This is a genomic window from Rhizobium sp. 007 (genome assembly GCF_015353075.1).
GTDB lineage: Bacteria > Pseudomonadota > Alphaproteobacteria > Rhizobiales > Rhizobiaceae > Rhizobium.
Genome location: NZ_CP064188.1, coordinates 176,183 through 190,080 on the forward strand (window position 1 = coordinate 176,183; position 13,898 = coordinate 190,080).

A 13,898-nucleotide genomic window follows, 5' to 3' on the forward strand; every position below is an offset into this window, starting at 1 on the left:
GGCGTCTGCCGCGATCGTCGCCGCAAGGATCGCCGTACCTGTGCATTTTGGAGTTTTAGGAATGACCAGAAAATCCCTGATTGCGATCACCGGCGCCAGTTCCGGTATCGGCGAAGCTACCGCGCGCGCCTTTTCGGCAGCCGGTCATCCGCTTCTTCTGATGGCGCGTCGGCTGGACCGGCTGGAGGCGCTCGATCTCCCCGAAGTGGTCTTGAAAAAGGTCGATGTTCGGGACCGCGCGGCGATCATTGAGGCCGTTGCTGAGGCCGAGGCCCGGTTCGGGCCGGTCGACATGATGTTTGCCAATGCAGGTATCGCCCGGCTGGGGGATATTGCGACACAGCCCCCGGAGGAATGGGACGAGATGATCGACATCAACACCAAGGGCGTGATGAACAGCGTCCATGCGGTGTTGAACGGCATGATTGCGCGCCGATCGGGGACCCTGATGATGATGAGCTCGATTGCCGGTCGCAAAACCTATCCGGACCACACCGTTTATTGCGGCACCAAGTTTTTCGTCCACGCGATTTCCGAGAGCCTGCGCGAATATCTTGCTCCGCATGATGTGCGGGTCATCGTCTTGTCGCCCGGTATCGTCGAAACCGAGGTGTTGGATCACGTGAAGGATCCGGCGACGCTCGCCAATTACAAGGCCAACAAGGCCGCGATCGGCGGCGGGATTACCGCTGACATCGTCGCCGACCTGATCTTGAATGCCTATCAGCTTCCGCAAGGGGCGATCGTGCAGGAAATCGTCATCACGCCGACCCGGCAGAAATACTGAGCGCGGATGTGCATAGCCCACATGCGCGGCCGATATAAAACAGAGAGTGGAATCTGCAATGGCAACCGTTGAATACAAGCATATCGGCAAGGCCTTCGGCGCCTTCACCATCATGCGCGACATTTCCTTCCTGATCGAGGACCATGAGTTTGTCGTTCTGCTGGGGCCGTCAGGCTGTGGCAAGACAACCCTTTTGCGCATGACGGCCGGGCTCGAGAGCGTGACTGCCGGCGACCTTATGATCTCGGGACGCCGCGTCAACGACGTACATCCGCGCGACCGCGATATCGCCATGGTGTTCCAAAATTATGCACTTTACCCGACGATGAGGGTCTATGAAAATATCGCCTTCAGCCTAGAGGTGGCCAAGTTGCCGCCCGCCGAAATCAAGAGGCGGGTGGAACACGCTGCAGAGATTCTCAATCTCACGCCTTATCTGCAGCGCTACCCGAAGGAGCTTTCCGGCGGCCAGCGCCAGCGTGTTGCGATGGGGCGCGCCATGGTGCGTGAAGCGGCGGTGTTTCTTTTCGACGAACCGCTTTCCAATCTCGATGCCAAGTTGCGCGCCCATATGCGCACCGAAATCCGCCAGTTGCACAATCGCCTGAAGACGACGACGATTTACGTTACCCATGACCAGATCGAAGCGATGACCATGGCCGACAAGATAGTCGTCATGCGCGCGGGCAAGATCGAGCAGATCGGCACGCCTGACGATGTCTACGACCGGCCGGCCAGCAAATATGTCGCCGACTTCATCGGCTCGTCGGCGATCAATTTCCTCGGCGGCGTGGTTGTCGCCGATCAGGGCGTACCGGCGGCTCAAACCAGTGCCGGCCTCATTCGTCTCGACCCGGCGCTCAAGGTATCTGTGGGGCAAAAGGTGATTTGCGGCATCCGCCCGACCGATGTCCTGGTCGACCCGAATGGCTCTGTTGCGGCGCGTTCGCTGCTGATCGAGCGCATGGGACACGAAGCCCAGCTTTGCTGCCAAGGACCGGAAGGCCAGTTTCTGGCCATTGTCGACAAGTCGGCACGATTTGACGAGGGGGCCGAAGTCCGTTTCTCGGTCGCTTCAGAGAAAGTCCACGTTTTCGACGCGGCAACGGAAGATCGCATCTGACCCGCCACTGCGGCTCATTCAACATACTTTGACCCGCTCCAGAAGGATGCGGGAATGAAAGGTGATACCGATGAAATCAAGATGGAACGACGGCGAACTTGCCTCCTTGCTCAATGCCTACGTGGCCAAGGGCATCAACCGCGATCTGGCAATCAGGACATATACGACACGTCTTCTCGGTCAGGATCCGGAATTGGTTCTGCACGGCGGTGGCAATACGTCGGTCAAGACCGCGTTTATCGATCGCGACGGGTCGTCGGTGGATGTTCTCTGTGTCAAGGGCAGCGGCTGGGACATGGGCACAATCGAGCCACAGGGGCTGCCGGCCGTACGGCTCGACCCGCTGAAGGCGATGGTAGGCTACGACGCACTGACCGACGACGAGATGGTGATGCTGCAGCGACGGCTGCTCATGGACCCGAATGCGCCGAATCCATCGGTGGAAGCGATACTGCATGCGATCCTGCCCTTCAGGCACATCGATCACACGCATGCCAATGCGATCGTCTCTCTGACCAACCAGCCGCATGGTGAGGACCTTGTGCGGGAGTTGTTTCCCAATTCGATTATCGTCCCTTATGTGATGCCCGGGTTCGTCCTGGCGAAGGCCTGCGACGCGGCGTTTCGCGCCAATCCCACGGGCGACGGCATGATCCTTCTGAAACATGGGATTTTCACCTGGTCGAATGATCCGCGCGAAGCCTATGAAGATATGATCGCCAAGATCGATCAGGCTGAACGGCGTCTGGCACGGGGCCGCGCGAAGCCTTTCGTCCCGGTCGCCATTCCGCAGGAGATCGCGGCAGCGAAGGACATCGCGCCAATCCTGAGGGGTGCCATTGCCATCGATACTGGGATAGAGGGCGCGCCAAAACGCCTCATTCTCGAACACCGCAGCAGTGAGAAAATCTTGGATTTCTGCAATGCAGAAACGGCCGAAAGCCTCGTGCAGCGCGGCAATGCCACCCCGGAGCATGTCATTCACATCAAGCGTTTCGGCATCGCTCTGCCGGCGCCGGAGTCCGGACGCCTTGCTGAATGGGGCGACACGGTGCGGGCCGCCGTTGAGGCATACGAGGCGGACTACAGGGCGTATTTCCAGCGCAACAACGATCGCGCCGGCGGTGGCAAGACGATGCTGGATCCGATGCCGCGTGTCTTCTATGTTGCGGGCGTCGGACTATTTGCGGCAGGGGCCACGCGCAAGAACGCGCTTGTCGGCGCTGATGTGGCCGAAGCGACGATCGCGGTCATCACCAACGCAGAAGGGATTTCGTCGTTTGAGGCGCTGCCGGAAGCGGACCTCTTCGATATCGAATACTGGTCTCTGGAACAGGTCAAACTTACCAAGCAGGTAGAAAAGCCGCTGACGCGCCAGGTGGCGATCGTCACGGGTGCTGCCGGCGGGCTCGGCCTGGCGATCGCCGAAGCCCTGCGTGCCGAAGGTGCGGAAGTGGCATTGATTGACATTGCCGAAGACAGTGTGACACGCGAGGCAAAAAGGCTGGGCGGGCTGGGTGTCGCCTGCGACGTCACCAATCCCGCCGCGGTGGACGCGGCCATCGCCAGGGTGGCGCAGCATTTCGGGGGTGTGGACATTCTTATCTCCAATGCAGGCGCTGCCTTCCAAGGAGGTCTGCTTGAGGTATCGGAGGACGTTTTCAGAAAGGCGTTCGATCTCAACTTCTGGAGCCACCACTATGTCGCGCGGGCGGTTGTCCGAGTGATGGAAAAGCAGAGAAGCGGCGGCGCCATCGTTTTCAACGTGTCCAAACAGGCGGTCAATCCCGGCGCCGATTTCGGAGCTTACGGCACATCGAAGGCTGCGCTGATGGCGCTGATGCGGCAATATGCCATTGAGCATGGCCCATCGGGCATCACGGCGAACGCGGTCAATGCCGACCGGATACGCACCGGACTGATGACGGATCAGATGGTGGTCGAGAGAAGCCGGGCGCGTGGCCTGACGCCAGAGGCCTATATGCGCGGCAACCTTGTCGGCCGCGAAGTGACCGGTGCGGACGTTGCAGCGGCCTTCATTCATCTTGCCAAGGCACGCACCAGCACTGGTGCGGTGATCACCGTCGATGGCGGCAATGTCGCTGCCATGATGCGGTAAATTGGGCTTCCGCTCAGTATCGAAGAGAGCCAAAGGATCAGGATCGTGGCGAAAATAGTCATTCTCGGTGCCGGTGTGATGGGGACAGCGCTGACAGTGCCGGCAACGGACAACGGCCATAACGTTCTGCTTGTCGGCACGCCGCTGGACCGCAAAGTTATCGCCGAACTGCACCGCCGCGGTGGGAGCCATCCGAAGCTTGACGAGCCCTGTTCACGGCTTGTCACAGCGATATCGGTTGATGATTTGGGACCGGAGCATCTGGAGGGTGCGGACATTGTCATTGTCGGTGTCAGCAGCCCGGGCATAGGGTGGGCGGTCGATGTCCTGAACAATCTGATGGCCAATCGACTGCCGGTGGCGTTCGTGACCAAGGGGCTCGCTGTCCGGGGCGAGGGGTTGGCGACCTATGCCGAAACGCTTCCTCCACAATTGCGCCAAATGCATGCCTTCATCGGGATCGGCGGTCCGTGCATTGCGCGCGAACTCGCCAACCGTCAGCCGACGGCCAGCATCTATGCCTGCAAGGACCTGCAGGTTGCCGAACGTTTCGCTGCTTTGATGCGGACCGACTATTATCGGCTGTCGATTACCACCGATGATACCGGTGTCGAAGCCTGCGCCGCCCTCAAAAACTTCTTTGCAATTGGCGTCAGCGCCATGCAGACACGATACCCCGACAAAAAACGCGGGGGTGGACAATCGAAAAATCCAACGGCGGCCGCTTTTACCCAGGCAACACTTGAGATGGCGAGACTTTGCGAAAGGCTGGGGGGACATCCCGCCACCGCGTTCGGCCTTGCCGGACTGGGCGATCTGCATGTCACCGTCGGCGGCGGGCGCAACAGCCGGCTTGGCCACGGTCTGGGCCGCAACCAAACCATCATGGACCTCATGTCCAACGAACTGGCGGGCGAAACGGTGGAAGGCGTGGACACGGCCCGCGCCTTGGCAACGATGATTTTGGGCAATGCGGCTATTAAGATGGAAAGTGACGACTATTTTCCGCTCACTTTCGCCATTATGGATTCGATTCTTGAGCAGAAATCGTTTGTGCTGGACTTTGCGAATTTGATTGTGCGGTAAACGGGGCCGAAATCCACTTATCAAAGAAACGCTTCGAACTTTCCGGACAACCGAGCCACCTCCTTTGAAGGGGCGGTCGATTTTGTCCATGGTTTGGAGAAGTTTGCGTATCGCAGCCGCGGACGATGGACAGCGCCCCCTCCAAAGGGTGAGCAGGCAGGTAATCGTCGAGGCAGTGGGTGCCCGGCTCGCAACGGAAATCAAGACGCCGGTGCGATCGGCTCGATGCCTCTCACGCCATTGGATCATTGATGAGGGCGTAGTTGCTATCCACGAAGATAGGCGGGATCTCGATCAGCGAGGGGCCCGTGACTCCATTGTCGATGACCTCGAACACGGCGTTGAGCATGCCCTGGACGTCCTGGCGCACCATCTCGATCTCGTCGCCTAGCAGTGCCGCGAAGGGGTCCCAGTCGAAGCACCCCATAACCGGGGTGTGATTGACGTAGTGGCCCGAGCGCCTGATCCAACGCATGACGCCTTCGAGCGAAATGGTGGAATTCACGAACATGCCGCTCGGCAGCTCACGCTCTACCATGGCCAGCGCCTGAAGAGACATCTCGGCTTTTTCCGGTGCGTATCCGCAGGTCAGGATATGCCTCTCGTCGATCCGTACACCGATATCGGCATGGGCCGCGCGAAAACCGCGCACGCGTTCTGCGGTGTTGTGATCGCTGCCGCGGCCACCGATGAATAGAAGAGGGCGAGCCGCGCCCAGCTTGCGCTCGCTGTTGACGAGAATGCGCCGCGTCAATTCTCTGGCGCCGGTGAAATTGTCGGAAATGATGGAAGGCGCTTTGGTGCCGGGCAGATCGAGATTGAGACTTCCCACGCCCGCGGCCCCGCAGATATCACTGATGCGGTCGGGATCCGTGGCGCCAGTCGAGACCAGCCATTCGACCTGATAGGAAAGCATGGTCCGGGCCGCATCGACCTCCAGTTCAGGGTCGCGGCGGGTACAGGTGATGATCGGGAAAAGACCTCGCTCGCGTGCCATGGTCTCAAAGGTCTCGACGATCGATCCGAAGTAGCGGTTGTCATATTTGGGCACGATCATGCCAATGATTTTCGACTTCTCCCGTCGAAGCAGGCTAGCCTGCATGTTGATGGCATACCCCTGCTCCTCCGCGAGCCGGGTGATTTTCTCCGCCAATTGACTGCTGATTCTGCGCTTCTTCCAATTTCCGTTCAGCACAGCGCTGACAGCGCTGGCCGACGTTCCCGCTAGCTCCGCCAGATCATAGATCGTGGTCTTTTTTGTCGGCCTGTCCTGATTCACTGATATCTCCACTTCGATCGCAGCTTGACATTATTGAAGGAAGGTGGCAATTGTTGCTTCATCGATTGAGCACGGATGCTCAATCGATGAAGTTGGTTGGCTGTGGAGAGTCGACCGGGAGGTGTCCGGGAAGATCCACGATCATGACCCGCGTCGACCTGGGTTGGCGGGGGCGGTGATATGCACGCTTTGCTGCCTCTGCAGCAAGGCGTGAGGAGAGGCTTGGACATGAAACCGGAACGCGCCTCTCGGCACGTGTTATGATTTCAAAAGGAGGAAACAATGGAATTCCGTTCAATGATGAGGGTGTCGGTTGCTGCCGCCGCCATGATTGCCGGTTCGGCCTATGCGCAAGACGCCGCTACGGTCGCATTCCTGATGCCGGACCAGGCGTCGACGCGCTACGAGAACCATGACTATCCAGGGTTCAAGGCGGAGATGGACAAGCTGTGCGCGAAATGCACGGTCATCTACCAAAATGCCAATGCCGATATGGCGCTTCAACAGCAGCAGTTCAATTCGGTCATCGCCCAGGGCGCCAAGGTTGTCGTGATCGACCCGGTCGACTCGGCCGCTGCGGCCGCGCTCGTCGAGATCGCACAGTCCCAGGACGTCAAGGTCATTGCCTATGACCGTCCGATCCCTGCCAAGCCGGCGGATTTCTATGTGTCCTTCGATAATGAAGGCATCGGTCATGCCATCGCCGAGTCACTGGTTCAGCATCTCAAGGCAAGCGGCGTTGCAGCGGGCTCCGGCCTGCTGCAGATCAATGGCTCTCCGACCGACGCGGCGGCTGGCCTTATCCGTGACGGTATCCATCGCGGCCTGAAAGATTCCGGCTACAAGACACTTGCGGAATTCGACACCCCGGAATGGGCGCCGCCGAAGGCCCAGGAATGGGCCGCCGGTCAGATCACCCGCTTTGGCGCAGATATCAAGGGCGTTGTCGCCGCCAATGACGGCACGGGTGGCGGCGCGATCGCTGCCTTCAAGGCTGCAGGCGTAAACCCTGTTCCGCCCGTCACAGGCAATGACGCGACAATCGCAGCCTTGCAGCTGATCATCTCCGGCGATCAGTACAACACGATTTCCAAACCGTCGGAAATCGTGGCTGCCGCTGCTGCCAAGGTGGCGGTACAGCTTCTGAAGGGCGAAAAGCCGAAGGCGAAGACCTCGCTTTACGACACGCCGTCCGAACTCTTCGTGCCGGCCGTCGTGACGGCAGACAACATCAAGGCGGAAGTCTTCGACAAGAAGATCCAGACTCCTGACGAGGTCTGCACCGGTGAATACGCCGAAGGCTGCAAAAAGCTCGGCATTACCAAGTAATAGTTCTCCCGAGATCTCCGGCCGCGCCAAGGCGTGGTCGGAGATACCCCGAACCTAAAAAGAGCGTCAAACCATGGTGCAAGAACACAGGGCGAACCCGGAGAAAGATAGTCCCATTCTCCGGCTCACCAATATCTCAAAGAATTTTGGTGCGGTGTCGGCGCTGACCGATATTGATCTGGAAGTGCGTGCCGGTGAAGTCGTTGCTCTCGTCGGAGACAATGGCGCGGGCAAGTCGACCCTGATCAAGGTGCTGGCAGGCGTTCACCAGCCTTCGTCCGGAAAAATCGAGTTCTGTGGCCAGGAGGTGGCGCTCGACAGTCCAAGCCGCGCCCTTGAACTCGGCATCGCCACAGTGTTTCAGGATCTGGCCCTCTGCGAGAACCTCGACGTCGTCGCCAATCTCTTCCTGGGTCATGAACTGTCGCCGTGGAATCTCGATGAAATCGCCATGGAGGTCCGCGCCTGGACGCTCTTGAAAGAGCTGGCGGCGCGCATTCCGTCGGTACGAGAGCCTATTGCCTCACTGTCAGGTGGTCAGCGCCAGACAGTTGCCATCGCGCGATCCCTGCTTCTCGACCCGAAAATAATCATGCTCGACGAACCCACCGCGGCTCTCGGCGTGGCGCAGACAGCCGAGGTGCTGAACCTCATCGAACGCGTCCGTGATCGCGGGTTAGGCGTCATCATCATCAGCCACAATATGGAAGATGTGCGTGCGGTTGCTGACCGCATCGTTGTCCTGCGTCTCGGGCGCAACAACGGCATCTTCAGCCCCGACGCATCCAATCAGGAACTCGTCGCATCCATCACCGGAGCCACGGAAAACTCCGTGTCGCGCCGCCTGGATCGTAAGGTGGGCCAAAACGAAAGCAGGGGGAGCGTCGTATGAGCGAGAAAATGTCAAACAAGGATCAGGCCCTGGACCGCGGCGACATCAGGGTCAAACATGATGATGGCCTGGCCGGCATGCTCAGGAGTTTCATTAATCGCGTGCGCTCCGGCGATCTCGGCATGCTGCCGGTGGCGGTGGGGCTGATCGTCATCTCAACGGTCTTCAGCATTCTCAACCCGATCTTCCTGGCACCGAACAATCTCGTGAATCTGCTGTTCGATTGCGCGACCGTGGGCATCATCTCGCTCGGCATCGTCTGCGTTCTACTGTTGGGCGAGATCGACCTGTCTGTCGGTTCGATGAGCGGCCTGTCATCAGCTATCATCGGTGTGCTCTGGGTCAACTCGGGTCTGCCTGTCATCGTCGCGGTTTTCGCGGCGCTCGCCACCGGTGCTTTGGTCGGCGCGCTCTACGCGCTTATGTACAACCGACTGGGCATGCCGAGCTTCGTTGCCACGCTTGCAGGCCTACTCGCACTCCTCGGTTTGCAGCTCTATATCCTTGGTGCGACCGGAAGCATCAATCTTCCCTATGCCTCACCCCTGGTGCGCTTCGGTCAGATCCTGGTGATGCCGGGTTGGATGTCGCATACTCTGGCATTGGTGCCGGGTCTCGTCATGGTCATTGCCGGCTTTGCCATTCGCAAGCGCAGGCAATCGGTCAATCTCTCCTCGCGACCGTTGAGCAATCTCCTGGTCAAGGTGGCCGTGCTAACGGTCGCTCTGGAATTCGCTGTTTATTATCTGAACCTCGGCCGCGGCGTGCCGTGGATGTTCGGCCTGTTCGTCGCGCTGGTCGTCATCTTGAACTATGCGCTGACCAAGACGCAGTGGGGGCGGTCGATGTTCGCCGTCGGCGGAAACCGTGAAGCGGCCCGCCGCTCGGGCATCAATGTCCGTCGCATCTATCTGAGCGCCTTCATGCTCTGCTCGACCTTGGGCGCCCTCGGTGGCATCCTCTCGGCATCTCGCCTGGCATCATCCAGCCAGCAGGCCGGCACTGGCGATGTCAATCTGAATGCGATCGCGGCAGCCGTCATCGGCGGGACAAGCCTGTTTGGCGGCCGTGGCAGCGCTTATTCGGCCCTGCTAGGCATCATTGTCATCCAGGCGATCTCCAATGGCCTTACCCTGCTCAATCTCAGTTCGTCCCTGCGCTACATGATCACCGGCGCCGTGCTGGCGATTGCTGTCATCGTCGACTCGCTTGCACGCCGTTCGCGTGTCAGCCATGGCCGTGCCTAACAACAAACTGGAGGAAATCTCATGGCTGAACTCATGAAGGGCAAAGTTGCCGCAATCACCGGCGCCGCATCGGGCATCGGTCTGGAATGCGCCCGTACCCTGCTGGCGGAAGGCGCAACCGTGGTGCTGATCGACCGGGCCAAGGAAAAGCTCGAAGCGCTGTGCGCGGAACTCGGAGACCGCGCCAAGCCGCTCGTGGTCGATCTGCTCGACGGTAAAGAATTGTCCGGCATTCTGCCGCGCATTCTCGAGGTCGCGGGCAGTCTCGATATTTTCCATGCCAATGCCGGTGGATATATTGGCGGTCCGGTCGCGGAAGGCGATCCGGATGCCTGGGACCGGATGCTCAGCCTTAATATCAACGCCGCCTTCCGCTCGGTTCACGCAGTGCTGCCGCACATGATCGCACAAAAGTCGGGCGACATCCTGTTCACCAGTTCGATTGCCGGTGTAGTGCCGGTTGTCTGGGAGCCGATCTACACGGCTTCGAAATTCGCCGTTCAGGCTTTTGTTCATTCGACCCGCCGACAGGTCGCAAAGGATGGGGTGCGCGTGGGCGCAATTCTGCCTGGTCCGGTGGTCACCGCTCTGCTCGATGACTGGCCGAAGGCCAAGATGGAGGAAGCACTAGCTAATGGCAGTCTGATGCAGCCGAAGGAAGTAGCGGATGCTGTGCTCTTCATGCTGTCTCGCCCTCGCAACGTCACCATCCGCGACCTCGTCATCCTGCCCAACAGCGTCGATCTCTGATCGACGCCGACGGCACCTTCCCAACATCCCAAGATATGCAAGAGCCAATCATGATCGACGCAGCGAACACCACGACGCCCGCCTCACGCTATCTCATCGGCGTCGATGTCGGCACTGGAAGCGCACGTGCCGGGCTCTTTGATCTGGCGGGCCAGCTGCTGGCGGTGGCCAAGCGCGACATTTCCCTCTTCCGGGAAGCCGGCACCATTGTCGAGCAGTCGAGTACTGAGATCTGGGACGCCGTCTGTACTGTTATCCGCGAGGTGGTCACGGCTGCCGGGGTGGATACTGCGGCGATCATTGGTCTTGGTTTCGATGCGACATGCTCGCTGGTCGTGCTCGGCGAGGGCGGGCGCCCCCTCGCTGTCGGTCCGTCGGAGAATCCCAACCGCGACATCATCGTCTGGATGGACCACCGCGCTCTCGCCCAGGCGGAACGGATCAACGATATGGGGCACGATGTCCTGCGATATGTGGGCGGACGGATTTCGCCGGAGATGGAGACGCCGAAGATCCTTTGGCTAAAGGAGAATCGTCCGGAAACGTTCGATGCGGCGTGGCAATTTTTCGACCTCGCCGATTTCCTCACCTGGAAGGCAACCGGCGACCTTGCGCGCTCCACCTGCACCGTGACCTGCAAATGGACCTATCTCGCCCACGAGCAAAGATGGGACTCAACCTATTTCCAAGAAATCGGTCTCGGGTCGCTTGCCGACGAAGGCTTCGCCCGGATCGGCACGCGCATCGTCGAGCCAGGAACACCGCTAGGACAGGGGCTGACGGCGGAGGCTGCGATGGCCATGGGTTTGCAGTCAGGAACTGCAGTCGCCGCTGGTATGATCGACGCTCATGCTGGAGGCATCGGCACGGTTGGTATCGGTGGCCGCCCGGGAGCCAATCTCGCCTACGTCTTCGGAACCTCGTCCTGTACCATGACTTCGACCATCGAGCCCGTCTTCGTGCCGGGTGTTTGGGGACCGTATTACTCAGCCATGGTCCCTGGCATGTGGCTCAATGAAGGGGGACAAAGTGCTGCCGGTGCGGCGATCGATCAATTGCTGGACTTTCATCCTGCCGCAGTCGAAGCGCATGCAATGGCAGAACAACGACGTGTGCCGCTACCGGTCCTGATCGCAAATGCCGCCGCTGAAAAAGCCGGCACCACGTCTGAGGCCGTACGTCTGGCAAGGGGCCTGCATGTCGTTCCCGAATTTCTTGGCAATCGCGCGCCTTTTGCCGATCCGCATGCCCGAGCGGTGATCGCAGGCCTTGGCATGGAACGCGGTTTCGACAGTCTCGTGGCGCTGTATGTGGCAGGGCTCTGTGGCATCGGTTACGGTCTGCGACAGATCATCGAGACCCAAGCTCAAGCCGGTGCGCATATCGAAAGCGTCGTCATCAGTGGCGGTGCGGGGCAGCATGAACTGGTCCGACAGATACTTGCCGACGCCTGTGGCGCGCCGGTGGTGGGGACCGTATCGGAAGAGCCGGTTCTGCTTGGGTCGGCGATCCTTGGAGCGGTTGCGGGCGGTGCCTTTCCGGACGTAGTCTCGGCGATGAAACGGTTGTGCAGTCCCGCGCATGTTTATGGGCCGGCGGTGGGCGCGTTGGCGGAGATTCATGCCAAACGTTACTCGGCCTTTGCTGCATTACAGAAGCTGGCCAGAGGGCTGAAAGATAGTTGAGTTTTGCTGAGACCCGCCCCGATCGGGCGACTCACATACGGACTCACCGTATAATCTCATCCCCCTCGCGGGGCATTGGTCACTTGCCGTGCCGAATCCGCCGCGCCTTGGGTACCGCTTGCCGCTTCTGTCGATCGCACTCCATTCAGTGGCTCTGCCGTCGCCTCGCGTATGAAGTCCCGCCAAATATGCGCTGGCAGGGCGCCGCCCGTCACCCCCTTCATCGGCGCGTCGTCATCATCGCCGACCCAGACACTGACGACGAGCGATTCCGTGCAGCCGACGAACCAGGCATCAGGGTTGTTCTGGCTGGTACCGGTCTTGCCGGCCGCAAACGTGCCGGGATCTGCTCCACGCCCGGTGCCCGCGGCTCGACTGCCAACTGCAGGAGCCCGACGAGATCGGACTGGTAGGGAGCGCGGGTCACTCCATGCATCGTTGATGTTTTCTCGATCGAGGTTTCGAAGGTGAACGGCAATTTTAAGGAGCGAGGTGAACGAACCTTGGCATGGGTCTGTCCGGGCGAGGCAGCAAGACGCGTTCGTGAGATTGAGCTGAAGTTTGCTTCTTGTGGAATTCAAACCGAGTGGAAAACAATGAAATCTGATTAAAGCGCACGGACCGAGCGCCAAATGAGGGCCGCTCTCCGAGGCCGACAATGCGGAGTCCTTACCGATATGGATGAAACGCCGACACATCACGGAAGACTATCCGCAGCGACCTACGATGCGCTGGAGCAGCTGCAGGCAAATGGAGTGAAAGTCATTCCGGTAACGGCTGCTCCGGCAGGCTGTTGCGATCAGATGGCACGCATGTGGCCCGTGGACGGTGTGATCGGGGGAAATGGCGGCTTTTTCTTCCGACGACAACTCCAAGGACACGCCCTGGAAGGGCACTTTTGGCATTCGTCGGCCGACCAGGTATACACCCGCGACCGCCTAGAGGAGATCGCCGACATTGCCCGTACCAAGTGGGGCACGGGCCAGGCTCGCCGAAGATCAGCCGTTCCTGTTGACCAGTCCGGCCTTTGCCCAGCCGGATACTCCGACCGATGTAGCAGCCATCGTTGCGGCCCTGCGCGAGGCGGGAGCGGAGGCGACGGTCAACAATCTCTGGATCCTCGTTGGCTGGGGAGGGTCGAGGATGCAAGGTCATTGACGCATCACGCGAATGGTAATGCCGCTGCCACGGCTCTTGTCGCCGAGGACATGGAGGCCGCGATGCGGCGCATCGAAAATTGTTCTCGCGAGATTTCCACAATATTAGGCGTGATCAATGAGATCGCCTTTCAGACAGATCTCCTGGCGCTGAACGCCGGCGTCGAGGCGGCACGAGCCGGTGACTCCGGCAAGGGTTTTGCGGTGGCTGCCCATGAGGTACGTGAGCTTCCACGGCGTTCGGCTTGTGCAGGCGAAGAAATAAAGATCCTGATCGACGCATCGACATCCGAAATTGCCGTTGGCGTCACGCTCGCTGATGGCGTGTCAGAACAGCTTTGTCGTCAATCTCCGTTTCCGTCGCAACCATGGAACTTCATATGGGTGCCGTAGCGCAATCGTCAAGCGACCAACTCGCCGGATTGAGCAAGTGAGCACCGCGAT

General features: G+C 59.8%; 11 protein-coding genes and 2 pseudogenes. 11 read left to right on the plus strand and 2 right to left on the minus strand.

What is annotated here, in order from left to right:
- The first annotated feature begins 61 nt into the window (after positions 1–61).
- The 4 genes from ISN39_RS21800 (at position 62) to ISN39_RS21815 (ending at position 5,115) form a co-directional block, all read left to right on the plus strand.
- The gene (locus tag ISN39_RS21800; RefSeq protein ID WP_194730400.1) at positions 62–787 is read left to right on the plus strand and encodes an SDR family oxidoreductase; all 726 of its coding nucleotides are present in this window, start codon (positions 62–64) and stop codon (positions 785–787) included.
- A gap of 58 nt (positions 788–845) precedes the next feature.
- Positions 846–1,910, plus strand: coding sequence for a sn-glycerol-3-phosphate ABC transporter ATP-binding protein UgpC (gene ugpC, locus ISN39_RS21805; RefSeq protein ID WP_194730401.1), 1,065 nt, complete (start codon positions 846–848; stop codon positions 1,908–1,910).
- A 70-nt stretch (positions 1,911–1,980) separates the two neighbouring features.
- Entirely contained in the window at positions 1,981–4,029 is a 2,049-nt protein-coding gene (locus ISN39_RS21810) for a bifunctional aldolase/short-chain dehydrogenase (protein WP_194730402.1), read from the plus strand.
- A 45-nt stretch (positions 4,030–4,074) separates the two neighbouring features.
- Complete coding sequence (locus ISN39_RS21815) at positions 4,075–5,115, plus strand: glycerol-3-phosphate dehydrogenase (protein ID WP_194730403.1); 1,041 nt, start codon at positions 4,075–4,077, stop codon at positions 5,113–5,115.
- 232 nt (positions 5,116–5,347) lie between these two features.
- On the opposite strand, the gene ISN39_RS21820 is transcribed toward ISN39_RS21815, so the two are convergent.
- Positions 5,348–6,394 carry a LacI family DNA-binding transcriptional regulator gene (locus tag ISN39_RS21820; protein ID WP_194730404.1) on the minus strand — a complete coding sequence of 349 codons (1,047 nt, stop codon included), beginning with the start codon at positions 6,392–6,394 and terminating at the stop codon, positions 5,348–5,350.
- A gap of 282 nt (positions 6,395–6,676) precedes the next feature.
- Between ISN39_RS21820 and ISN39_RS21825 the strand changes: the two genes are divergently transcribed.
- The 5 genes from ISN39_RS21825 to ISN39_RS21845 all read left to right on the plus strand — a co-directional run bounded on the left by ISN39_RS21825 (position 6,677) and on the right by ISN39_RS21845 (position 12,297).
- Entirely contained in the window at positions 6,677–7,723 is a 1,047-nt protein-coding gene (locus ISN39_RS21825) for a sugar ABC transporter substrate-binding protein (protein ID WP_194730405.1), read from the plus strand.
- Between the two features lie 73 nt (positions 7,724–7,796).
- Positions 7,797–8,615 carry an ATP-binding cassette domain-containing protein gene (locus ISN39_RS21830; protein ID WP_194730406.1) on the plus strand — a complete coding sequence of 273 codons (819 nt, stop codon included), beginning with the start codon at positions 7,797–7,799 and terminating at the stop codon, positions 8,613–8,615.
- The gene (locus ISN39_RS21835) at positions 8,612–9,862 is read left to right on the plus strand and encodes a sugar ABC transporter permease (protein WP_194730407.1); all 1,251 of its coding nucleotides are present in this window, start codon (positions 8,612–8,614) and stop codon (positions 9,860–9,862) included. Before ISN39_RS21830 ends, ISN39_RS21835 begins: the two co-directional genes overlap by 4 nt.
- 21 nt (positions 9,863–9,883) lie before the next feature.
- A complete protein-coding gene (locus ISN39_RS21840; RefSeq protein ID WP_194730408.1) occupies positions 9,884–10,612 on the plus strand; it encodes an SDR family oxidoreductase in 729 nt (242 codons plus the stop codon).
- Between the two features lie 50 nt (positions 10,613–10,662).
- A complete protein-coding gene (locus tag ISN39_RS21845; RefSeq protein ID WP_194730409.1) occupies positions 10,663–12,297 on the plus strand; it encodes an FGGY-family carbohydrate kinase in 1,635 nt (544 codons plus the stop codon).
- 119 nt (positions 12,298–12,416) lie between these two features.
- Here ISN39_RS21845 and ISN39_RS21850 read toward each other — a convergent pair.
- Positions 12,417–12,715 (minus strand): annotated as a pseudogene (locus tag ISN39_RS21850) (penicillin-binding protein); the annotation flags it as partial.
- Positions 12,716–12,719: 4 nt separating this feature from the next.
- Between ISN39_RS21850 and ISN39_RS36555 the strand changes: the two are divergent.
- A pseudogene (locus ISN39_RS36555) lies at positions 12,720–12,897 on the plus strand (DNA mismatch repair protein MutT); the annotation flags it as partial.
- A gap of 77 nt (positions 12,898–12,974) precedes the next feature.
- Positions 12,975–13,847: a methyl-accepting chemotaxis protein gene (locus tag ISN39_RS37680; protein WP_281438322.1), complete on the plus strand. Its 873-nt coding sequence runs from the start codon at positions 12,975–12,977 to the stop codon at positions 13,845–13,847.
- Positions 13,848–13,898: the final 51 nt, after the last annotated feature.

Bases quoted from the DNA above. Each gene is read 5' to 3' on its own strand.
- ISN39_RS21810 (WP_194730402.1), top strand. From the start codon at position 1,981: ATGAAATCAAGATGGAACGACGGCGAACTTGCCTCCTTGCTCAATGCC.
- ISN39_RS21800 (WP_194730400.1), top strand. From the start codon at position 62: ATGACCAGAAAATCCCTGATTGCGATCACCGGCGCCAGTTCCGGTATC.
- ISN39_RS37680 (WP_281438322.1), top strand. From the start codon at position 12,975: ATGGATGAAACGCCGACACATCACGGAAGACTATCCGCAGCGACCTAC.
- ISN39_RS21845 (WP_194730409.1), top strand. From the start codon at position 10,663: ATGATCGACGCAGCGAACACCACGACGCCCGCCTCACGCTATCTCATC.
- ISN39_RS21830 (WP_194730406.1), top strand. From the start codon at position 7,797: ATGGTGCAAGAACACAGGGCGAACCCGGAGAAAGATAGTCCCATTCTC.
- ugpC (WP_194730401.1), top strand. From the start codon at position 846: ATGGCAACCGTTGAATACAAGCATATCGGCAAGGCCTTCGGCGCCTTC.
- ISN39_RS21835 (WP_194730407.1), top strand. From the start codon at position 8,612: ATGAGCGAGAAAATGTCAAACAAGGATCAGGCCCTGGACCGCGGCGAC.
- ISN39_RS21840 (WP_194730408.1), top strand. From the start codon at position 9,884: ATGGCTGAACTCATGAAGGGCAAAGTTGCCGCAATCACCGGCGCCGCA.
- ISN39_RS21825 (WP_194730405.1), top strand. From the start codon at position 6,677: ATGGAATTCCGTTCAATGATGAGGGTGTCGGTTGCTGCCGCCGCCATG.